This window comes from Paenibacillus sp. CR_12, assembly GCF_041953985.1.
GTDB classification, from domain to species: Bacteria; Bacillota; Bacilli; order Paenibacillales; family Paenibacillaceae; genus Paenibacillus_AQ; species Paenibacillus_AQ lautus_A.
Window position 1 is genome coordinate 33,390 of the sequence record NZ_JAVFHO010000011.1, and the last position, 22,764, is coordinate 56,153.

The 22,764-nt window shown below is 52.6% G+C and carries 19 protein-coding genes; 5 read left to right on the forward strand and 14 right to left on the reverse strand.

Features of this window, described 5'->3' with window-relative positions:
* Positions 1-174 precede the first annotated feature (174 nt).
* From RB297_RS27730 to RB297_RS27740, 3 genes are all read right to left on the reverse strand, one after another.
* The gene (locus tag RB297_RS27730; RefSeq protein ID WP_375121959.1) at positions 175-1,227 is read right to left on the reverse strand and encodes a nucleotidyltransferase family protein; all 1,053 of its coding nucleotides are present in this window, start codon (positions 1,225-1,227) and stop codon (positions 175-177) included.
* On the reverse strand, positions 1,224-1,913 hold the full coding sequence (locus RB297_RS27735) for a CpsD/CapB family tyrosine-protein kinase (protein ID WP_009590428.1): 690 nt from the start codon (positions 1,911-1,913) through the stop codon (positions 1,224-1,226). Before RB297_RS27735 ends, RB297_RS27730 begins: the two co-directional genes overlap by 4 nt.
* 116 nt (positions 1,914-2,029) lie before the next feature.
* The gene (locus tag RB297_RS27740) at positions 2,030-2,440 is read right to left on the reverse strand and encodes a hypothetical protein (RefSeq protein ID WP_015737328.1); all 411 of its coding nucleotides are present in this window, start codon (positions 2,438-2,440) and stop codon (positions 2,030-2,032) included.
* Positions 2,441-2,768: 328 nt separating this feature from the next.
* Between RB297_RS27740 and RB297_RS27745 the strand changes: the two genes are divergently transcribed.
* A complete protein-coding gene (locus RB297_RS27745) occupies positions 2,769-3,137 on the forward strand; it encodes a helix-turn-helix domain-containing protein (RefSeq protein WP_009590422.1) in 369 nt (122 codons plus the stop codon).
* Positions 3,138-3,234: 97 nt separating this feature from the next.
* Here RB297_RS27745 and RB297_RS27750 read toward each other — a convergent pair whose 3' ends face one another.
* The 5 genes from RB297_RS27750 to RB297_RS27770 all read right to left on the reverse strand — a co-directional run bounded on the left by RB297_RS27750 (position 3,235) and on the right by RB297_RS27770 (position 11,969).
* Positions 3,235-3,381 (reverse strand): hypothetical protein, encoded by a 147-nt coding sequence (locus tag RB297_RS27750; protein ID WP_375121909.1) that lies wholly within the window; start codon positions 3,379-3,381, stop codon positions 3,235-3,237.
* Between the two features lie 300 nt (positions 3,382-3,681).
* Entirely contained in the window at positions 3,682-8,277 is a 4,596-nt protein-coding gene (gltB, locus tag RB297_RS27755) for a glutamate synthase large subunit (RefSeq protein WP_213579718.1), read from the reverse strand.
* A gap of 351 nt (positions 8,278-8,628) precedes the next feature.
* A complete protein-coding gene (locus RB297_RS27760) occupies positions 8,629-8,829 on the reverse strand; it encodes a hypothetical protein (RefSeq protein WP_375121910.1) in 201 nt (66 codons plus the stop codon).
* A 77-nt stretch (positions 8,830-8,906) separates the two neighbouring features.
* Positions 8,907-11,174, reverse strand: a complete 2,268-nt coding sequence (locus tag RB297_RS27765) for a YhgE/Pip family protein (protein ID WP_375121911.1) — start codon at positions 11,172-11,174, stop codon at positions 8,907-8,909.
* 213 nt (positions 11,175-11,387) lie between these two features.
* Positions 11,388-11,969 (reverse strand): TetR/AcrR family transcriptional regulator, encoded by a 582-nt coding sequence (locus RB297_RS27770; RefSeq protein WP_015737333.1) that lies wholly within the window; start codon positions 11,967-11,969, stop codon positions 11,388-11,390.
* A 327-nt stretch (positions 11,970-12,296) separates the two neighbouring features.
* Here RB297_RS27770 and RB297_RS27775 point away from each other — a divergent pair, with 327 nt between their 5' ends.
* On the forward strand, positions 12,297-13,472 hold the full coding sequence (locus tag RB297_RS27775; RefSeq protein WP_096776568.1) for an MGDG synthase family glycosyltransferase: 1,176 nt from the start codon (positions 12,297-12,299) through the stop codon (positions 13,470-13,472).
* Positions 13,473-13,570: 98 nt separating this feature from the next.
* Here the strand turns inward: RB297_RS27775 and RB297_RS27780 are convergent, their stop codons facing one another.
* From RB297_RS27780 to thpR, 3 genes are all read right to left on the reverse strand, one after another.
* The gene (locus RB297_RS27780; protein ID WP_375121912.1) at positions 13,571-14,254 is read right to left on the reverse strand and encodes a metal-dependent hydrolase; all 684 of its coding nucleotides are present in this window, start codon (positions 14,252-14,254) and stop codon (positions 13,571-13,573) included.
* A 42-nt stretch (positions 14,255-14,296) separates the two neighbouring features.
* Positions 14,297-15,193 carry a cell wall hydrolase gene (locus RB297_RS27785; protein WP_009590448.1) on the reverse strand — a complete coding sequence of 299 codons (897 nt, stop codon included), beginning with the start codon at positions 15,191-15,193 and terminating at the stop codon, positions 14,297-14,299.
* A gap of 97 nt (positions 15,194-15,290) precedes the next feature.
* Complete coding sequence (gene thpR / locus RB297_RS27790) at positions 15,291-15,872, reverse strand: RNA 2',3'-cyclic phosphodiesterase (protein ID WP_192570645.1); 582 nt, start codon at positions 15,870-15,872, stop codon at positions 15,291-15,293.
* Positions 15,873-16,170: 298 nt separating this feature from the next.
* Here thpR and RB297_RS27795 point away from each other — a divergent pair, with 298 nt between their 5' ends.
* Together RB297_RS27795 and RB297_RS27800 are read left to right on the forward strand one after the other, a co-directional pair.
* Positions 16,171-17,124 (forward strand): D-2-hydroxyacid dehydrogenase, encoded by a 954-nt coding sequence (locus RB297_RS27795; RefSeq protein WP_375121913.1) that lies wholly within the window; start codon positions 16,171-16,173, stop codon positions 17,122-17,124.
* A 149-nt stretch (positions 17,125-17,273) separates the two neighbouring features.
* Positions 17,274-17,585, forward strand: a complete 312-nt coding sequence (locus RB297_RS27800) for an MGMT family protein (protein WP_015737339.1) — start codon at positions 17,274-17,276, stop codon at positions 17,583-17,585.
* A gap of 13 nt (positions 17,586-17,598) precedes the next feature.
* Here RB297_RS27800 and RB297_RS27805 read toward each other — a convergent pair whose 3' ends face one another.
* From RB297_RS27805 to RB297_RS27815, 3 genes are read right to left on the reverse strand one after another with little or no spacing between them, the layout of a single operon-like run.
* Complete coding sequence (locus RB297_RS27805; RefSeq protein ID WP_375121914.1) at positions 17,599-18,579, reverse strand: TRM11 family SAM-dependent methyltransferase; 981 nt, start codon at positions 18,577-18,579, stop codon at positions 17,599-17,601.
* 39 nt (positions 18,580-18,618) lie between these two features.
* Positions 18,619-19,560, reverse strand: a complete 942-nt coding sequence (locus tag RB297_RS27810; RefSeq protein WP_375121915.1) for an LLM class flavin-dependent oxidoreductase — start codon at positions 19,558-19,560, stop codon at positions 18,619-18,621.
* Between the two features lie 24 nt (positions 19,561-19,584).
* Positions 19,585-21,000 (reverse strand): deoxyguanosinetriphosphate triphosphohydrolase family protein, encoded by a 1,416-nt coding sequence (locus RB297_RS27815; RefSeq protein WP_096776573.1) that lies wholly within the window; start codon positions 20,998-21,000, stop codon positions 19,585-19,587.
* Between the two features lie 417 nt (positions 21,001-21,417).
* Here RB297_RS27815 and RB297_RS27820 point away from each other — a divergent pair, with 417 nt between their 5' ends.
* Positions 21,418-22,737: a polysaccharide lyase family 7 protein gene (locus RB297_RS27820; protein ID WP_375121916.1), complete on the forward strand. Its 1,320-nt coding sequence runs from the start codon at positions 21,418-21,420 to the stop codon at positions 22,735-22,737.
* Positions 22,738-22,764: the final 27 nt, after the last annotated feature.

The window sequence follows — 22,764 nt, forward strand, 5'->3', positions numbered from 1 at the left end:
GGTTGCTGGGACGAGTCGTGCCAAACTCCACTTTGCCCTGTGCCAAAATTTTTGGAGCCTCGTAGGTCTTTTTCATACTTAACACCTCCTTCTTGAGCATTAGTTTATGATACAATTTGTATCATGTCAACTAGATAATGCTACATATTGCAACCAATAAATAGTAAAAATATCCTATCTGAAAATTTCACGTTTTCTTATCCATAGCAGCGGCAAATTCCAGATAAGGAATCCTACCTGGGACCAGCGCTGCCTCCAAGTATCATGGACCGTGAAGGCGGTCATCATTCTGAACCATGAGTAACTAAAGCCCTTGCGACCCTGCATAACTTTACGCGCCTTTTCAAGGTTCCATCCTGGATATTTAAACTTGTATGAAGGCAGCGGCAGCGGCCATCGTGCCTGAAGATGCGGGAACATGCTGTAAACCAGATTCAAAGCGATCCATACCTTCGAGAGATTTCGATCCGCAGCGGCCATATCCAACAGTTTCGCGTAATCCAGCCTTGTATCAAGGGAATGTATAAGCGTTGCAATGTCAACAAAGTATTTCATCGACATCATGTGATGGTTCATGCCGTGCAGACAAATATGGTAAAAGGTGTGCAACGGGCTTAGCTCGTAAATGTAATTAAAATCGCTCATCACGCAAGCTTCGTCCCACAAACGTGACACATCCGTAGCCGTAAAATCCTCTCTGCTGATATTCCAATGCAATTCAATGGTTAGCGAGGGAAAATTATCGTTATCCAATGATTTGACGTATTCTTCATGAAAATGTGTAGCATCGCCCGCAGCTTTAACAAATCCAGCATTCGTCAACAGCGTGGCGGCTCGATGCAAGTCCTCCTTGCCCACAAGCAGGTCGATATCTGTCGTGCCGCGCGCTGCGAGACCGCCAAAATAGCGTTCTGCAAGCAGCGTTCCCTTGAGAGGGATCGCTTCTATACAGGACGCTTCGAAGGTCTGCAGGATCTTTTTGAGCTCGATTTTTATAAAAAGGTTCTGTAAGAGTACGGTATTTGCATCAGAGCTTAATTTGCGCCGGAATTTTTCCGGGATTTGAAGAAGAAGGTGTTTTCGCTGAAGCTCTGAGAAAACCTGGGGCCCGATATCAAACAATTCGACATCTTCCATCAGTTTGTCATATTGAGATTCGCTCAGGGAAGGAAGCCTCCCCTGGTACAACTCATCCAGAAACATAACCAGAATGTCGCGGTTCTTCATTTCAACCACTTACTACCGTAATAAAGCTGCTCTGCTTCATTTTCTCTGATCGTTATATTGTTAAGCACTACCCCAAGAAGATGGGCCTTAACATGCTCAAGTTGAGTTTTGGCTTTTCTCACTTGGGATTTCTTCACCTTCCCACCCAGTACAACCAAAACGACGCCATCGCATAAAGCACTGACAATAAGCGCATCGCTCACTGCCAATATGGGAGGGGTATCAAACAAAATCATGTCGTAGCGTTGCTTAAGATCGTGAACTAACATTTGCATGTTGTGGGAACCTAGCATTTCGGAAGGGTTGTATGGAATGGAGCCGGAAGTTATGACGGAGAGATTCGTAACCGCCGTCGGCCGAATGACGTCTTCAACGTCTACCTGCTGGGCCAAGACATTGGTCAATCCGGTATCGTTCGAAACGCCGAATACGTGATGCAGTGAGGGTTTGCGCAAATCCGCTTCAATCAACAGCACATTTTTGCCTTCATGCGCATAGGCGACGGCCAAGTTGCTAACTGTGGTTGTTTTGCCTTCGTTCATTTGAGCCGAGCCAACCATGATCACCCTAACCTGTTTGTCATGAACGGAAAATTGAATGTTCGTCCTTAGCCCCCGATACGATTCCGCTGCCGGAGATTTCGGGTTAATGACGGTAACCAGAGGATTTTTGTATTTTCTCGCCATTTAACTCACCTGCCTATTAAAATAGTCCGATCCCTGTGAAAAGAGTGAGCGGATTTAAGGTAAAAGAACTAATGACCAAGCATCTTAAATATAGTAAAATGTCTGTATCTAGTTTGTTACTGTATGATTAGCTTTTTATTATATTGGCCTGGCGAACGATATATGTAATTTTGATAAACGGCATGGCTAAACGCCACATGACTGCTTATCATCCGGTTAAGCATGCCCGTTATCCGTGCTTTTTGATCACGATCCGTACATATTTGAACCTGATACAACCGATAATCATGCAATGGCTCTTGAGTCTGTATCCTCCCATAAACCTGAATATGATCAAACATGTCATCGATTTCATAACGCAGCTTTATCTTGGGACTCATGGGGATATCCCAGGGACACAGGAAAACAAGCTTCTCCGGACCCAGCTCGATCGGCGTCACATCGTGGCTTCTGCCGTGCAGGCTCAGGGGACCAATCTCCATGACTCTAATCCCTACCTTAATAAGATGCTTCGTTTCGCTTGACATCAGGATTTTAATTCTCCTTTATTTCTATAAATTCTGGTATGGGACATTTTATCGATGGATAAAATGATACTAAGTGTCACTCAAAAAATGATAACAGATACAAATTGTATCGTTTTATTTTCCAATTTTACGATACATATCGTATCGAGTCAATAGAAAAATCGTCATTTTCTACCTTCCGTGTGTAAATTTAGGATGTTACGTATTTTTACGACCCTCTCATCACCAAACCGTGACTTTACGTACATTAAGCTGCTTTATATAAAATCGACGCATTTTTCTAATCACACCATCAGGTATGCCAAGCAATTGAAAGGGGGATCAAAGCATGAACTACGGAGAACGAATTGCAGAACTACGTGAACAGCGCGGGTGGACTCAAGAAGAACTCGCAACCTCTGTCGGCATTACTCGTGCTGCACTATCCCATTACGAAAAAAACCGGCGCAAGCCGGATTTTGAAACATTGACCCGCCTGGCAGACCTCTTTGACGTATCCATAGACTATCTGATCGGGAGAACAACATTGGAGAAATCGGTGCTTGACCCGGAGGTTCGCTCATTTGTGGACGGACTTGAGCTTTCGGACCAGGATTTGCTGGAGCGGTTCAATCTCACGGTGGATGGCCGCAAGTTAACCGAAGAGGAAGCCAAAAGATTTATTGCTTTTGTTCGCATGGAACGCTCCATGAAATAATGCAGATCATGAAGATGGAAATCCCCGTTACTCACTATGTCCAACATAGCGGTATCGGGGATTTTCACTAGAGTCATGTTTAGCAATGACAAATGTATTAATCGTTATGAGCTTCCTCCAATTGCAGCCATTTATCAGGATGGATTCCCAATTGAGTCATGAGCTTATTGATGTCGATGTTCGTCTTCTGCTGGTCAAGCCGCTGCTCGGTGCTTCCGGAGCCTCTCTCCTTGTCCACACTCATTTCTTCAACTACCTCGCTTATCTATAGTTTCATCTCCATCCCTGCTGCATGAACACGATGACAACGCATATCTTCCCAACAACTTACTTACCAATATTATAACGAATGAAATCACATGATGCTGTCGTCTTGTGGAGCCTTTGTCCTATGCTTCCGGTTCTAATTTTGTCGAATTTTCTTTTGGTGAATCCTGTCATCATAGAAGATTCTTAAACCCTTGTAATTTATTTATATATGAAGAAAAACCACATTGCATTCATTAAAGAATACAATGTGGTTTCCCGTCATACGTTTTGGATTCTAGTTCCCTGTACGTGCCAGCTCTTTCATATTCGCCTCGAAGGCGGCGAGGAGCGCTGCTTCCCCCGTCAGGCCTTGATCCTGTACCTTCTCGATATGCAGCAGCATGCGTTTGTAATCCTTCGGAATGATACGGACGAAGCGGCTGAGCGCTTGATCCCAGTCTCCCAGAATTTGCTGTGCCGGCACGCTGCCGGTATACTGCTCATGCTGCCGGACAAGACGATGGAGGGCTTCCGCTTCCGTTCCATCCTCGACGCGTTCCAGAAGCACCATCTCCAGATTGCAGCGATCCACGAAGGTTCCCTCAGGATCATAGACGTAGGCTATGCCGCCGGACATCCCGGCCGCGAAGTTGCGTCCGGTTTCCCCGAGAACGACCACCCGGCCGCCGGTCATATATTCGCAACCATGATCGCCGACGCCTTCGACGACGATGTTCGCGCCCGAATTACGTACGGCAAAACGCTCGCCGGCAATGCCTCTTACATAGGCTTCTCCGCCTGTAGCCCCATAGAATGCGGTATTCCCCGCAATAATGTTCTCCTCGGCTTTGAAGGTTGCTTTAGGTGAAGGTTTCACGATCAGCTTGCCGCCGGAAAGGCCTTTACCGATATAGTCGTTGGCATCCCCTTCAACCGTCAGCGTCATCCCTTTCGGCACAAATGCGCCGAAGCTCTGCCCTGCGGAACCCACGAAGTCGAATTGAATGGTGTCTTCCGGCAATCCGGCAGCACCATACTTGCGCGTGACTTCGCTTCCCAGGATGGTTCCCACGGCACGGTCCACGTTCGTGATCGGGAAGGTGCCCTTCACCGCAGCACCCGATTCCAATGCCGGCGCCGCGGTGCCCAGCAGCGAACGCATATCCAGCGTCTGTTCCAGACCATGATTCTGTCTTTGGGTACGGTAGCGCGTGCTGCCCTCCGGCAGCTCCGGCGTATACAGCAATGCCGAAATATCCACGCCTTTCTTCTTCCAATGATGTTCCGCTTTGACGGCATCCAGGCAATCCGTACGACCAATCATCTCGTTAATGGTACGGAAGCCAAGCTCAGCCATCAGCTCGCGCATGTCTTGAGCGACAAAGCGCATAAAGTTGGCGACATGCTCCGGATCTCCCGTAAAGTTCTTGCGCAGCTCCGGATTCTGCGTGGCCACGCCGACCGGACAGGTGTCCATTTGGCAGACGCGCATCATAATGCATCCGACGGCAATCAATGGTGCCGTTGAGAATCCATACTCTTCGGCTCCGAGCAGAGCCGCCACCACCAAATCGCGCCCGTTCAGCATTTTGCCGTCGGTCTCCAGCACCACGCGGTCACGCAGATTGTTCATGATGAGGGTTTGATGGGTCTCGGCAAGCCCAAGCTCCCAAGGCATGCCGGCATGACGGATGGAGCCTTGCGGCGAAGCACCCGTGCCGCCATCGTAACCGCTGATCAGAATGATGTCCGCGCGGCCCTTCGCAACGCCTGCGGCAATCGTGCCTACGCCCACTTCGGATACGAGCTTCACGTTGATATCCGCGCGTGGATTGGAATTTTTCAGGTCATAGATCAGCTCCGCCAAATCCTCGATGGAGTAAATATCATGATGCGGCGGCGGCGAGATCAGCCCTACGCCCGGCGTTGAACCGCGGACCTCGGCCACCCAAGGGTATACCTTGCGGCCCGGCAGCTGTCCGCCTTCACCCGGCTTCGCTCCCTGCGCCATCTTGATCTGGATTTCGTCCGCGTTCACCAGGTAATTGGAAGTGACGCCGAAACGTCCCGACGCCACCTGCTTGATGGCACTTCGGCGGGAATCGCCGTTGGCATCCGGAATGAAGCGGGCCGGATCCTCTCCGCCTTCACCCGTATTGCTCTTGCCGCCGATGCGGTTCATCCCGATCGCGAGGCTTTCATGCGCTTCCTTGCTGATGGAGCCGAAGGACATCGCGCCCGTTTTGAATCGGCGCATGATGGACTCCGCGGATTCAACCTCATCGAGCGGCACCGGTTTGCCGGCCGGCTTGATTTTGAGCAGTGCGCGAAGCGTCAGATGCTGCTCATTCTCACCCTGCACGAGCTCGGCGTATTTCTTGTAAGTTGCGTAGTCATTGGTCCGGACGGCCTGCTGCAGCAAATGGATGGTTCTCGGATTGAACAAATGCTCTTCCCCGTCCGCTCTCCATTGGTATTCGCCGGCTGAATCCAGCGCTTTATCGTTGCCGTCCTTGTCGGTAAAAGCACGCTCGTGATGGGCCAGCGTTTCCCTGGCCACTTCCTCCAGGCCGATGCCGCCGATGCGGGACGGCGTCCGCGTGAAGTAGCTCTCCACGAAATCTTCCTTCAGGCCGACGGCTTCAAAGATTTGTGCGCCGCGATAGGACTGAATCGTGGAAATCCCCATCTTCGACAACACTTTCACGACGCTTTTGCTTGCCGCTTTAATGTAATTTTTCACAGCCTTCTCATGCGAGATGCCGCGAAGCATGCCTTCCTGAATCATGTCGTCCAGCGTTTCGAACGCAAGATACGGGTTGACCGCGCTCACGCCGTAACCGAGCAGCAGGGCGTAATGATGCACTTCGCGAGGCTCGCCCGATTCCAGCAGGATCGCTACCTTGGTCCGGGTTCCCTGACGAATCAGGTGATGATGGAGCGACGAAACGGCTAGCAGCGAAGGAATCGCCGCATTGTCCTTATCCACGCCGCGATCGGACAGGATCAGGATGTTATGCCCCTTGGCGATGACTCGGTCCGCAGCTTCGCAAAGGGTGTCGATCGCCTTGCGAAGCCCTTCGGCTCCTTCGGCCGCCGGGAAGAAAATCGGAATCGTCATGGACTTGAAGCCCGGACGGCGGACATGGCGCAGCTTCGCAAACTCTTCGTTGGACAGCACCGGCGAATCCAGGCGGATGTGGCGGCAGCTTTCCGGTTCAGGCTTCAGCAGATTGCGCTCCGGGCCGATCGTCGTCGCCGTCGAAGTGACCAGCTCCTCGCGGATCGCATCGATCGGCGGATTCGTCACTTGGGCGAACATCTGCTTGAAGTAGTTGAACAACCGCTGTGGGCGGTCGGACAGCACCGCAAGCGGTGCGTCATATCCCATGGAAGCGATCGCTTCCGCGCCCGTGATCGCCATCGGCTCGATCACTTTGCGCAGTTCCTCGTACGTGTAGCCGAACGCTTGTTGGAGCTGACGCACATTCTCATGCTTCGGATCTGGAAGTTCCGGCGCATCAGGAAGATCATGCAGCTCTACCAGATGCTCATCCAGCCATTCGGAATATGGAAGCTCCGCCGCGATGCTGGCTTTGACTTCCTCGTCGGAAATGATGCGGCCTTCCTTCGTGTCGACAAGCAGCATGCGTCCAGGACGCAAGCGATCCTTGTAGAGCACATTTTCCGGCGCAACGTCCAGAACGCCCGCTTCGGAGGACAGGATGATCAGATCATCCTTCGTCACGTAATAACGGGATGGGCGCAGCCCGTTCCGGTCCAGGGTGGCGCCGATCTGAACGCCGTCCGTGAATGCCATCGCCGCTGGTCCGTCCCATGGCTCCATCAGCGTGCTGTGGTATTCGTAGAATGCTTTTTTGGTCTTATCCATGCTCTCATGGTTGCTCCACGGCTCGGGAACCATCATCATGGCCACGTGCGGCAGAGAACGACCGCTGAGGTACAGGAATTCAAATGTATTATCGAACATCCCGGTATCGGAACCGTCCGGGTTGATGACAGGTTTCACCTTCTCCAAATCGCTTCCGAACAGCTCATGCTCGAACATGGACTGGCGCGCGTGCATCCAGTTCACATTTCCGCGCAGCGTATTGATTTCGCCGTTGTGAATCATGAAACGGTACGGATGCGCTCGCTCCCAGCTCGGGAACGTATTCGTGCTGAAACGGGAGTGAATGAGCGCAATCGCCGATTCCAAACCCTCATCCTGCAGGTCCAGGTAAAATTCTCCCACCTGCTCCGTCGTCAACATGCCTTTATATACGATTTTTCGGCAGGAAAGGCTGGATACGTAGAAGCTGTCGCCTTCGGGCTTGCCGCTGTAACGGATCGCCAGCTCGGCGCGGCGGCGGATGACATACAGCTTGCGCTCGAACGAGAGATCATCCTGAATGTCGGCGCTGCGGCCGATGAACACTTGGCGGACATACGGCTTTGCCGCTTTTGCGGACTTGCCCAGCATTTCATCATGGGTGGGTACATCGCGGAAGCCAAGCAGGGTCTGGCCTTCTTCGGCAATAATCGAAGCCAACTGCTCCTCATGTGCCGAACGGACGGCAGGATCATGGGAAAGGAACAGCATGCCTGCACCGTAATGTCCGGCTTCGGGAAGCTCAAAGCCCAGTTTCGCCGCTTCGGCAGCAAAGAAGGAATGAGGAATCTGCAACATGATCCCCGCACCGTCGCCGGAGTTCGGCTCGCTGCCCTGACCGCCGCGATGCTCCATATTCGCAAGCATGGTCAGCGCGCTGCTGACGATTTCATGGGATGGCTTACCCTTGATATGAGCAACGAAACCCATACCGCAAGCATCTTTTTCGAACTGCGGATCATAGAGGCCCTGTTTCTGGGGAAAATCAGTATGTTTCATAAGATGCAACCTTTCTTTTTATAGAATAAAATGCTGCTGATCAATAACAGAAAAACGTAAAGGTTGGACATCAATCCTCTCCTGCAGTGGACACACTGTCTTGAGGCGATGCAGTATTGTGCAAAAGCGACAAGGGTTAACATTTACCTAACACGTAAGATTAATTAGTTCTATATATTTTATCACCGTCATACAATGCAGGCAATTCAAAGTTTTTATGAATTTGATAAGAATTGTTTTTGTGAGAGTAATCACAAAAGTTAGTTAAATATTATGTAGAATAGTGCAAAAAAACATGCAAATAGAACATTCCGAACAAGCGGTTTTCATCACTTTTTTCGTAATTCGTTATCATATCGCTCCGCTTTGGCCGCTCACTCCTCTCTCCGGCAGTGAAGCCGTGATCATCCTGACCATCCATCCTATATAAAATGAAGCTCCTTCATGATCGGTTCTCGGGAGTATTTCAGCAGCAGGTTGAGGGGGGCCGATGAACCTTGACGCAACCATATCCGGTATCGCGTCGATGATCGACACGTTATATCGGCTCATCAAAAAAAGGACCTCCCCTGGATCTGTTCGATCCCCCGGGGAAGTCCTTTTCCTTACATATTATATAGAAGTTCTTCTTACGCAGTCACCGCTGTATCGGCGTCTGCTGCTTGCTTGTTGTTTCGGATTGCCAGGAAGTACACCGCGGTCAACACTAGGAACACCAGACCGAATCCGGCCAGTACGCCCACGTTGGCCCACATGCCGTCGAAGCTTCCCGTGGAAATGACGTCTTTGTAGCCTTTTACGCTGTAGGTCATCGGCAGCAGCGGATTCAAAGCCTTCATCCAGTTCGGAATCAGCTCTACCGGGAACGTGCCCGCGCTCGTTGTCAATTGAAGGATCAGGATTACGATGACGACGAAGCGTCCAGGCTGATCCAGCCATGTGACGAACATTTGCACCAGGAACATGAACGACAAGCTGGTAATGATGGAGAAGAGATAGAAGAGCGGAACGCTCTGAACCTCTAGCTTCAATCCGTACAGCATGACAACCGAAGCCAGCAGCGCTTGAATCAATCCCATGCCGGCAAAGGACAGCGTACGGCTGACAAACCGGTTCCAGCCCGATGCGTTCGGTACCGATGCCTCGCGGATCGGCAGAATAATCGTGCAGAGCAGGGCTCCGACAAACAAGCCGAGCGACAGGAAGTATGGCGCGAATCCGGTACCGTAGTTCGGTACTTCGTTCACTTTATGCTCATCTACCTGAACCGGTCCGGCAAACATCGTGACCGTTTCGTCGGTGGTTTGGATACCGCCAGTCTTGTCGGCAGCCTCGTTCAGCTTGCCTGCAAGCTCCCCGCTGCCTTCCTTCAATTCGTTCATTCCGTTGACCAGCTCGCCAGCCCCGGAATCCAGCTGTTTCGAGCCGTCGGCGAGGGTCGTTACGCCGCTTCCCAGCTTGCCGGCTCCGCCTGCCAGCTGCTGCGTGCCTTGCGACAGGGCGGCCGCGCCGCTGGCAAGCTCCTTGCCGCCGGCTGCCGCTTCGCTCAGCTTCGTGCCGAACAGCTTCATGCCGTCGGCCAATTGGTTTTGGCCGGCGTTCAGCTGTTTGGCGCCGGCCAGCAGCTCTTGGCCGCCCGCGGCGAGCTGTTTGCCGCCGTCAGCGAGCTGGTTCGCGCCGGCGCTCAGCTTGCCTGCGCCTTCCTGCAGCTGCTGCGTGCCTTGGTTCAGCTCCGCTGCGCCTTGCGCCAGCTGCTTCTGACCGGCATTCAGCTCACTCGTGCCGGAGGCGACGGACTGGCTCGCGGCCAGCAGCTGCTGCACCTCCGGACTTTGCGCCAGCTCCGGATTGCCTTCGGCCAGCTGCTTCAGGCCGTCCGCGACAGCCTTTGCGCCTTGCTCCAGCGCAGCCGTGGCTTCCAGCGATTGATTCAGGCCGGCCTTCAGGCTGCCGCTGCCATCATGAGCGCTCTTCGCTCCCGCGGCAAGCTGGGCTGCCCCTGCCTGGTTGGCTTGCAGGCCTTCATTCAAGGCCGTGCTGCCGGCTGCGGCCGATTCAATGCCCGCCTGCAGCTTGGCACCGCCCTTGCCGGCCTCTTCTGCCCCTGCTTGCAGCTGGCTGTGAGCAGCCTTAAGCTGATCCAGGCCGGAGGCGAGGGAGCCCGCTCCCGTGTTCAGCTTGCCGGCACCGTTATTCAGCTCCTGCACGCCCTGCGTCAATGGCGCGATGCCGTCTTGCAGCTCCTGCGTGCCGCTGACGAGTTTAGCCAAGTTCTCTTTGAGCTTCACTGCGCCGTCGTCCAGCTTCACGGCACCTTCGGACAGCTTCGTGGCGCCGTCCCCCGCTTCGCTCAGGCCGTCAGATACTTTGGCCACTTGGTCGAACAGGGTTTCCGTGTAGGCTTCAGTCACTTTCGCCGACACCTTGGACTGAATCTGCTTCACGGCAGATCCGCCGATCTGTGCCGCAAGAAAGTTGTAGCCTTCGTTCGGCTCGAAGACGATTTGCGCAGGCTGCGGATGTTCATCCATTAACGTTGTCGCCTGCTGCGAGAAATTTTCCGGAATGCTGATGGTCATGTAGTATTTGTTATCCTGCATGCCCTGTTCAGCTTCGCTCCGGTTAACGAACTGCCAATTAAAATCTTTTCCCTTCTTCAGCTCGGCCACCAAATCCTCGCCGGCGTGAAGCGTCTTTCCTTCAAAAACGGCGCCCTGGTCGTTATTGACGACCGCTACGGGCAAATCCTCCATCTTTCCGTACGGGTCCCAGAAGGCCCCGAGGAACATACCGCTGTACATGACCGGTATGAACAGCACCGCGATGATCGGAATCAATATTTTTTTATTCCGAACGGCGGCACCAAGATCTTTGGCAAACACAGATAATGACTTCATCCAGTCTCTCTCCTTTTTTTTCTATAGATACAGCAGTTTACCAGCCGACATGAATCTGCTCTTACGGCAAATCACATCTTCATTCCAGTACACAATGACCAATATGCTCATTCGGTCATTTTAGACCAAAAAAAACGATCCCTGGCAAGGAAGGCGATCCCTCAAGCCAAGAGAGTCCGCCTTCCTCATCACGAAGGAGATTGCATCTTCCTCTTACGAGGAGGCTTTGAGCCCGTCAGCCAAGAACACCATCATATATTCCTTGATCTGTTCCTTGCTGAGCGGCTTGTGAAGCTGATTGAAGTCGGTCGTGAGCGCAACGTACAGCTTCAGCATCACAAAGGATACCACCTGAGCATCCAGCGGCTTGATCTCACCGATCGAAATGGCATTCTCCACGATTCCCTTGAGATACCCGACGATTCCGTTCTCCACTTTCGTCAATCCCTCATGCGCCTTAGGCGTGCCGATGTCCCGAACTTCCTGCGACAGCTTGATGAACAGCTCATGCTCGCTTCGGAATTCAAGCAGCGCATCCAGCACCCGGTAGAGATTGTCAAAGAAATCCCTGTCCTTCCGTATCTCCCGTTCGGCCAGACGTTTCATCTCCATGATGGCCGATAGCAGGATCTCGTCGAACAGCTCATCCTTATTCGTGAAAAACGTGTAGATCGTGCCTTTCCCAACATTTGCAATCTTCGCCACCTGTTCCATCGTCGTCGCTTTGTATCCGAACAAAGCAAACGACTTGGAGGCAGCATCTAGCACCTGCTTCCGTCGGTCCACAGCTGGCATGCTTACCCCTCCTTCTACGATCTTCTTTTGATCGGCCTTTTCTTTCGAAACTGACCAAAATACAATTCTGGTCATTCGGTCAAAAATCACTTTACCAGATTATCGGATGCGTTGCAATATCTTTCGTTAAATTTTTTTGAAAATGCGGATGCAGGGTTCAAATCTTATCATAACGTCTAATGAAAGAAAAAGTCCGCCGGTAAAATAAATTGAAATGCTTTTCCCTTTTGCGCGTATACTTAGGATGCATACTCTTTTTTTTCGCGCCGCTCTTCAAAAAATGATTCCTGTTTTGTAAGATAGAGGGAGAAAGAAGTAGGTGAAACCATGCGATATACAAGAGTGCTCCTCTTCTCAGAGGGTTTCGGCACAGGACATACGCAAGCGGCGTATGCGCTGGCTGAAGGTATACAGCGGATGAATCCCCGCATCCACTGCCGCGTCATTGAACTTGGCAATTTTTTGAATCCCACCGTGGGGCCGTTGATTTTGTCCGCTTATCGAAAAACCGTCAGCACCCGGCCGCGCCTTGTCGGCATGCTGTACCGTTCGCAATATAAGAAATCGTTAAACCGTCTGACGCGGCTCGCGCTGCATCGGATTTTCTATGCGCAGGCCCAGCGCGTCATCGAGGAGCTGAAACCGGATCTGATCATATGCACCCACCCGTTTCCCAACGCCGTGGTCTCCCGCCTGAAGCGCCAGGGGCTTGATGTTCCGCTCTATACGCTGATTACCGACTATGATGCGCACGGCACCTGGGTCAATCCGGAGGTTGATGAATATCTCGTATCGACGCCTCATGTGAAAAAGATGCTCATGCTGCGGGAGATTGAGCCGGAATTCATCCATGTGACCGGCATTCCGGTGCATCCGAAGTTCTGGGAAAGAGGCAGCCGGGTTGCGCTGCAGGCCGAGCTTGAATTAAAGAACATGCCCACCGTGCTGATCATGGGGGGCGGATGGGGCCTCGTATTCAACAAGGAGCTGCTCAGCAAGCTGGCCGCCAGGGCCGATGATATCCAGCTGGTCTTCTGTATGGGACAGAACGATAAGCTGGTTGCCAGCATGCGCGAAGATCCGATCTTCCAGCATCCCAACATTCATGTTCTCGGTTATCGGGACGATATACATAAACTGATGGACGTGTCCGATCTTCTCATCACGAAGCCCGGCGGGATGACATGCACGGAAGGAGCCGCCAAGGGAATTCCGATGCTGTTCTATGAGCCTATCCCGGGACAGGAAGAAGTGAATTCCCACTTCTTTGTCAGCGAAGGCTACGGGGAAATTCTCGACTCCCCTGCCGTGATCGACAAGTGGTTGAACCTGCTGTCCGATCATTATGACCAGGTGGAGAAGAAGCGTAACGGAGCGGGCCGGCAGCGCACGCCTCATCTGGAGCCCGACCACTGCGCCGGCCAGGTGATGGGATTGCTGACCGAAGGACGCATACCCGTTTATCCCGAAGATGCCGTCAAAATATTGGCGGACCAGCCCTAATATGCATCCTGCTCCCAGAACGCGCTTATGCACTTATCCTCTACCAAAAAGCTTCCCTGTCCTATGTGACAGGGAAGCTTTTTTAAGTATAAATCGATCTATATTTCCAGCGTTTCTCCTGCTTTCAACGGATGACCCTGAATGCCCGTTTGGGCCAGTTCGTCGCAGAAGGCCCTTGCATCCTGTTTAATGCCCGGGAACGTGTCATAGTGCACCGGGATGACATGCTTCGCACGAATCCACTGTGCGGCCAGCAGGGCGTCCTGCGGGCCCATCGTCAACATATCCCCGATCGGCAGCGCGGCTGCATCGATGTTGTTCATCTCTCCGATCAGGCGCATATCGCCAAACAAACTTGTGTCGCCAGCATGATAGAACGTTTTTCCACCCATGGTCAGAATGACGCCTCCAGGCTGCCCCGCATAGATCCAGGTATCCCCCACCGAGATGGAGGAAGAATGGAAGGCCGGGGTAAACTTCACCTTAAAACCGTCGAACTGCGCGCTTCCGCCGATATTCATTCCATGGGATTTGACTCCCTGCTGGCCGCAATACACGGCGAGTTCGTACACGGCGATAATCGGACAATCATTCTGTTTCGCGATTTCGATGCAGTCGCCAAAGTGGTCGGAGTGCCCATGCGTCAGAACCACTGCATCCACTTTCACGTCACTGGGTTCGATGCCGGAACCGGGATTACCGGACAGCAAAGGGTCGATGATGACACGAACGCCGCCTTCCTCCACCAATATGCTGGAATGGCCATAATACGTAATATTCATGGTTAAACACACCTCCTACATCCTAGTTTACCCTTATGGGCACTACTTGTAAAAAGAGTGATTTCCTATTTTTTTAACAAAAGTCCTGGAATGATGCACCGTGAGATCCTGAGCCAGCTTCAAAGACAGGAAGAAGTACGTATCGTCCTTCACCTCTTTTTGGCCATGAAGCGCCGCATTCACGGACTTAATCGTCTCTTCGTTCGGCTGGACACGTTTAAGACGCCCGTTCGCTACAGGACTAAATTGATGCTTTTGATAGATGACATCGGTAATCGTATCGGGAAAATTGGCTGACCGCAGCCGGTTTAAGACAACGTTGGCAACTGCCACCTTGCCTTCGTACGGTTCGCCTTCCGCCTCTGCCATGACAATCTTCTGGAGCAGAAGCAGTTCTTCAGCTGACAAATCATAGGTCCAGGTCGCTTTGTCTTTTTGGTCCTGGGTTAACGTATTTGTTCTTGTGAAGAATAAAGTTGTGGGGGGTGATAGGCTTTCCGCCTTGGATTTGACGACATGAGTCCCCTTTTGTTTTGCCGGTTTCCCGTCCGCAGCCTGAGATTTGGTTGCTTTCTTCTTCTCATCTGCAGTCTTCAATGATGCTTTCGAGTCGATCTTCCCGGAGGCTAAACCAATGCCTTTTGCGTTTGAAAAAGCATGAACCTTGCTCCCCGGCTTATTCCACTCTTGGAAAACAATTGAAGACAAAATGTTGACAGGTTCCCTATCCTGCTGCCTACTCTCAGCTTTAACGTAGTGATCAGGGTCGCCTTCCGGAACCGGAGCAGCCGTTACAAATTTGGGCATGTCCTGCTTTGGCTCTTTCCCTTCCGTCGTTTTCGATTGCATTCCAAGCAAACTTATAAGAGACAAACTCACAAAGAGCGCTCCGATGAGCAGCGCAACCCAGCGATTTTGCCGTAGCACTTTCATAACCATATTTTTCCTCCTATGATGTCGGCACATTTCTACACTATGTAACCACATTTTTAGGCGTTGAAAACATGGTAATTTTATGAACATTCTATTTTCAATTTCAAAAAATGGTCGAAAGCCGCGCCACACCTACGGTTTCGTACATCGGGCTCGCCTGTAAATTTGTTCGAAAAAGAACCATTTCTAGCACGTCCCACTGGATAGGTTCGGGTCCTTTTCCGATAACATCCAAAGAAAATGTTTGATTTCCTTGAAATTTCCGGCCAACCGTAATATGCGGTCGAAAGGGACGCTCCTCCGGTACGAATCCGAAAGATTCCATCCGCGACACGACCGATTGCTGCAGCTCAGCGAGCGCATTCAGATCCCCGCCGACCCCAGCCCATAGAATCCTTGGGGAGCCGCTTGCCCCGAACACGCCGGCATCATAAAGACTGAGCTTGAAGGGCTTGCGTTCCTTGGCTACCTCCTGGAGCGCTTCGGTGAGCTCCGCTATGCGATGAGAGGGCGTATCGCCCAGAAACTGTAAGGTAATGTGGTAATCCTGCGGATGAACCCATTTTTTGAAATTGGCTTGCTTCCTCAATGTTTCCGTCCAATCCTGTATCCGGGAGGAGACCTCCGAAGGCAGACGCACGGCAACAAACAAACGATCCATAGCTCCCTCAGCCGAATGGCTCAACTACGACACTTCCTTCCAATCATCTTTTATCGCTAGCAGTCTAAGCACTGCCACCATGTTTTCCTGGTTCGTTTATAGTTTGAGCAAGAACATCTGAAAATAGTATGAGGGGTACATCAAATTCGCCTAAAAATATGATGAAGCTTCAATTTACCATAAATCGGACAATAATTCATGTACAAATTTACCAATCGCGTCCGTTCGTTCATGCGCAAAGCGATGATTTCTGATAATATGTTCCCTAAGAGATTTTCGCTATGATTCTGGTTGAACATCATATTCCTTAGGAGGTAGTACCATGCCGAACATCGTGGCCATACACGACTTAACCGCCGAGCAGCAGCAAAAAATCAAGGAGATTGCCCCCGACTATGACCTGTTGGTGACAAAAGCGAAAGAGCTGACAGGAAGCATCGTTCGGAATGCCGAGATCATGATCGGCTGGTCACGCTCCATGCAGGACGAGGTATTGTCCGCCGACAGTAAGCTCAAATGGATTCAAGCCTGGTCGGCCGGGGTGGATAAAATGCCGCTCCGTGAACTAGAGGAAAAAGGCATTCAGTTGACCAACGCCAGCGGCGTACATAGCGTTCCGATCACGGAGCATATTTTTGCGATGAGCCTGGCCTTCAACCGCAACCTTCATCTCGCGATCCGTCAGCAGTCGAACAACAAGTGGGATACATCCGGCACGTTCACGGAATTGGCCGGCAAAACCATCGTCATCGTCGGCGTCGGCCAAATCGGCAGCCATACGGCACGGGTCGCCCAGGCGTTCGGCATGCGGACCGTCGGGGTCCGCAACTCCGGCAAGTCCGATCCTAACGTGGAATCGATGTATAAGGTCGATCAGCTCGATGAAGCACTGGCGCAAGGCGATTACATCGTCAATATCCTGCCGCTGACCGATGAAACCCGCGGATTGTTCAATACGGCAAGATTCTCGGCGATGAAGGACTCCGCCTTCTTCGTGAACGTAGGCCGCGGCCAGACCGTGGTCACGGACGACATGGTCCAAGCGCTGCAATCCGGAGCTCTGGCAGGCGCGGGTCTGGATGTCTTCGAGGAAGAGCCTCTTCCTGCGGACCATCCGCTGTGGAACCTGGACAACGTCATCATGACGCCTCACATGGCAGGCGATACGGATCGATACGGCGAGCGTGCCGTGGATATTTTCCTGGAGAATTTAAAGCACTACGTAAACGGAGAGCCGTTATCCCGCAATGTGATCGATTACAGCAAGTCGTACTAAGACCAGGCAACAAGTCGTGAAGCACCGTTTCGTATCTAGATCCACGCGTTGGTTTAAGGAGCTTGTCAAAAAAAGGAACGTCCCGGGGTTTACCTTGCCTGCCGGGACGCCCTTTTTATTTATATGGAAAATGGAGTGAGCACACATAAATGCAGCCGTTTACAAAACGCGTCATTGAAGTGATTCAGAGCATTCCGGAAGGATACGTGATGACTTATGGACAGGTGGCCAGACTGGCCGGCAGCCCCAGGGGCGCCCGGCAGGTCGTCAGAATACTTCACACCCTCAGTCATATTCACAAGCTGCCGTGGCATCGGGTCATCAACGCCAAAGGAGAAATCGCGATCCAAGACGATGAGTCCAGGCTCATGCAGGAGCTGTATCTGCAGGACGAAGGAGTTGCCGTCAATCACAAAGGCATCATTGATTTGGAGAAGTATCGATATGATCCTGCCGAATAAATCGGGTAGCCGTTTATTCGCACAGCCAAATCTCCCTTACAAAGCTCCCCTTGCGGGTCGTGCAATGAGAAAGCACCTTCCACCCCGTGTCCGTCAGCTGCTCTCTTAGCGGCTCCGTACTTACGATGACAGCACGATCTGACAAGCGGCGTAAGCTTTTCAGCATCCGCAACTGCTCATCCTCTGGAAAGACGGAGCACAGATTATACGGCAAATCCAGTACAGCGGCATCATAATGTCCATGCAGCGTGTTCATGTCCTGGACGGCAACTTTATTGTCATCATAACCGTAGTGCCGGAGATTCACCCTCGCTCCCCGAACCGCGAGCGGATTGATGTCACGGCCCTCGGCCGGGATTCCCATCGAGAATGCCTCGATCAATACATTTCCCATTCCGCAGCAGGGATCCATGAGCGTGGCACCGTTTATCCGAGGCACGGCCAGATTGACCAGCGCCCTGGCCACCCTCGAGCTGAGCCCTGTCGAATAATTTTGCGGCTTCCGCTTATGCTCCAGCCAGGCACGTTCAGGCTCGTGCAATACCCCCAATCGCCAGATTCCGTTTAGGGATATCAGGCCGAGCGTGACATCCGGAGATTTCATCTGCGCCGTTCCTTCGATTCGGCCACCTACCATCCGTTCGAAACCGCGCAATTGATCATAGCTGAAACGATCGCCCGCCTTAAGGCAGACGACTTTGAAGGTCGTTTGGTTAAGTCGAATGCGGCCTGCTTGCTCGGCGATGCTTTCGATGGATTCTCCAGTCATCTTGACGTCAAGGCAGGCCGATAGGAACGGGCTGCGATCCGGATCGACCCGCCGCTCGCTTTCCAGCCAGTCCGCTCCGCCAGGCCCCTGACCGAACAGCTCCGTCAGCTCCATCAAGCATAGCGCACGCTCGGTTTCATGACAGGCATACGTATACAGATAAGATGATATATCGCTCATGGAGGACGGACCGAAGGTCATGTCATAGTCGTTCGTATTCATCATGTATTTCGTCTCTCTTCTATTATATAAGTGCAGCAGTCGCTACTGCCCCATTAACAGCCGATACGATTCCAGCCGCGCATCGTAATCGCTCACGGGGGTAACGACCAGGAACTCGTCGCACCGGTATTTTTCCGCCATCATCTGCAGCTTATCTCGCACGCTTGCAGGCGTGCCGATGATTAGCCTCCGGGATGGACCGGAAGAATCGGAATCCGTCGGTTCCGAAGGAAGGTCGCTCTCCCCAGGCCGTGGAATTAACGCGGCCAGCTTTCTTGCTTGCTCCTCCGTCTCCGCGCAAATCACGCTCACCGCCACCATCGCACGCGGTTCTCTCAGATCAGCGCTTGGCTGAAAGCCTTCCCTGTAAGAACGGAGAATCTCCGCCCCGTCCGTATCGCTCATAAACTGTCCGAATACATAGCCCGTCCCGAATTCGGCTGCATACCCGGCACCTTTCGTATTCGTGCCCAGCATCCACATCATCGGCTGCGCTGCGGGTACCGGTTTGGCTGCCACCGGCACATCGTCGTAGCGATACCGGTCCTCCAGCAGTTCGGTCAAAGCCCGAATCCGCTGCGGCAAATCCGCCACATGCCCCAGGAAATTCCCGCTAAGCGCCATGCTCGTATGGGCCGAACCTCCCGGCGCCCGCCCGATCCCGAGATCGATGCGGCCGGGATACAGCGCCGCCAGCATGCGGAAATTCTCCGCCACCTTCAGCGGGCTGTAATGGGGCAGCAGCACGGCTCCGGAACCAAGCCGGATGCGCGTTGTTCGGGCGCCGATATGGGACAGCAGGATCTCGGGCGACGCACAGGACAGGTGCTCCAGATCATGATGCTCCGCTGCCCAGTATCGCCCGTAGCCCCATTGTTCCGCAGACTGCGCCAGTATCACCGCTTGCTGCAAGGCTTCTTCGAACGAGCTCTCTCCCCATCGCGGAACCAGATCAAGCACGCTCAGTTTCAATTGGCTATTCATGCAATCCCCCTTGTATCGCCGTTACTAATCCAAATCATAGATCGAACCTACCTTGAGCCCGTACAACTCGTTATAGATTTTCTCGGCAAAAGCGTCCGTCATCCCTGCGATATAATCAATCACCATATGCTCCCACGTCCAGATCGGATTCGCCCGCTTCTGGTCCGCTTCGTATCGCTGGAGCCAGTCGGATGGAATGATCGCCGTTGAAGCGACAGGATCCAGAAAGGCATCCCACAAGCGCTTGATGATCCATTCGCTGCGCTTCTGCAGGCGCTGAACCCGCAGGTCGCGAATCATGGTCACCCAGGCGAAACTTTTCAGGACGCTGACGGTACGCAGCATATCCTCGTCTTCCACGCCGTCTTTGACAAACGTGACCTTTTTCCAATCCCCGTTCGCGATCACGCCAAGGCTGCCCACAAACAGGCTGACCCAGTAGGCCTTGACCTCGCGCCGGGTGCGTGAATAATCATTCTCGCAGGTCGGCATTTTTTCGTTCCATATTTTCAGAAACTCGTCCAGCACCAAATCCACCTTCGGCTGGATCTGCTCCTTGGTCCATCCCTTCCACACCTCGTCTTCCAGCGTCATGATCTTCTGCACGATCAACTTGTTGAGATGGCTGTCCCGCAGAAAGTGCTCGTGCACCTCAATCTTCCCGGCTTTGATGCCATCCTCCAGATCGTGCGCGGAATACGCGATGTCATCGCACAGATCCATAAGCTGCGCTTCCAGCGTTCTGTGCGTTCCGGGTATTTGCCACTCATTCCGGATATGGGAGATGTATTCCCATTCATGCCGGTACATCCCCTTGGGATTATCCAGGCCGGAGAACGGATATTTGTTGATGCCAAGCAGCACCGCATCCGACAGGTTGAGGCCGTTTACGTTCTCTCTTTTCTCCAAAAACATGATCAGCCGGAAATTGTGCGCGTTCCCTTCAAAATGCTCATATTTGCGCCGCATGGCCTGCTGCACCTCGGCCGCCTGCTCCGGTGTCGGCGTACCGGGCTGGCGCGTCAGCTCCTTCTCGGTCCTCCGGTCAATGAGTTTCTCCAGAATGCCCTGCAGCACCTCTTCGCCCTTATGGCCGAACGGAGGATGCCCGAAATCATGGGCGATCGCCGCGCATTCCACCACCTCGGGATCAATCATCAGCCCTGCGTTCTCGGCCTGCTCCGGCAGCACTTCGGGATAAAGACGCGTCAGGCTACGTGCCGCTTCTCTCGCAATCTGCGCCACCTCAAGCGAATGCGTTAAGCGCGTCCGGTAGTAATCGCCGGTGCCGGCGCCGAATACCTGCGATTTTCCTTGCAGCCTGCGGAACGTCGGCGAATGGATCAGGCGCGAATAATCCCGCTCGTATACCGCGCGCGAAGCATCCGACTTCGTTTGCTCCGGATATTGGCGATGCTCTCTAAGCTCCTTCAGTGTCATTTGTCCCACTCCTGTTTTTTTTATCTATTTAAGGTCGATTCGGAATCGTTCGTTCTTTAGATTATATGCCATACGGCATCCGAAGAAAAATGTTATTCCCTTTCCGCCTGTTCCCTCATTGTATACCCGGCTCATCATATCCGTTATCGCCAAGCAAGATATTTTCCTGTCTGAGTCAGGTATGACGAAATCCAAATACGTAATGCTTCACCGTCCAGGAAAGCTGCGGGAGGGCAGAAGGCGCAATAAATCCTCCCATTATGCAAAAATACCAAGTACTTATAGGATTAACACAAGACCTGTGCGCACATTCTTGCTACGTTTTAGGTAAGCGCTGTCATACAGTCTGAAGCGCACCGCAGAAAGGAGGGAAATGATATTCATTAACGATTACATCAACCTACGGGAGGGATCGCCGTGAAACGAAGGTTTGCTTTATCCAAAAAAATGGCTTTCTGCCTGATCAGTGCAGCCATGCTGCTTGCTGGTCTATTTGAAGGACAGAGTGTCGCAGCTAATGAGAGCAAGTACCCGGCTTCCGCATCGGCCAGCAGCTACGACACCCGCTGTGCTTGCGATGCATCGAAAGCGGTGGACGGCAGTCTTAGCACACGCTGGTCCGGCGAAGGTGACGGCACTTGGCTGAGGCTGGATCTTGGGTCCGCCCAACCGGTTTCACTGGTCAAGATCGCGTTTTACAACGGAGACACGCGCACATTCACCTTCGATATTCAAACCTCATCGGATGGCTCCAACTGGCTTCAAGCACGGAACGCTGTCACTAGCGCACATAACAACCAGCTGCAATCCTTCTCCATCCCCGTCGCTGAAGCCCGGTATGTACGCATTGTGGGCTACGGCAACACCTCAAATGACTGGAACAGTTACACAGAGGTCGAAATTTGGGGAGGTACTACGGATGGAGGAAGCGGAAACCTTGACCCGGCTAAACCCCCTTCGGGCAATTTTGACCTAACCAAGTGGAAAATCACCCTGCCCGACGCGTCCGAGATTCCAGCTAGCGCACTCGCCGGCGGCTATGAGCATCCGGATTGGTTCTATACCGATCCCGTCACCGGCGGCATGGTATTCACATCCCCTAATATCGGCGAGACCACCACGAACAGTACCTACACCCGCTCCGAGCTTCGGGAAATGCTGAATCCGTCGATGAACAGCGCCTCCTCATGGGCCAATAATTGGGTAACCTCTACCTCCTCCCCATCCATAAAGTCGCAGGCCGGCGGCGTGGATGGAACGATGAAGGCTACCTTACGCGTGGATCGTGTATCCGTCAGCGGTAACGAAGCCGATAAAATCGGCCGCGTCGTGGTCGGGCAAATCCATGGCCCCAGCACCGAGCCGATACGGCTTTATTACCACAAGCGTCCTTCGGACAGCAGGGGTGCCGTTTATTTTGGGACCGATGATCTGGACAACAACAACACCTGGGTAAACATTCTCGGCGGACCGAACCAGCTTAACCCTGTAAACGGCATTGCCCTCAGCCAGACATGGAGCTATGAAATCAAGGTGACCGGACTGCTCATGACGGTAAAAGTAATCCCGGAGGGCGGATCGGCCACCACCGTGAACCATACCCTCCCAAGCGGTTACAACGATAAATATCTTTACTTCAAAACAGGCGTCTATAACCAGAACAAATCCGATACCACCTCCGATCAATCCGACCATGTCAAAGCCACTTTCTTCTCACTAACGCACATGCATCCGTAGCTTCCACTTGTCCATCCGATGCCCGGG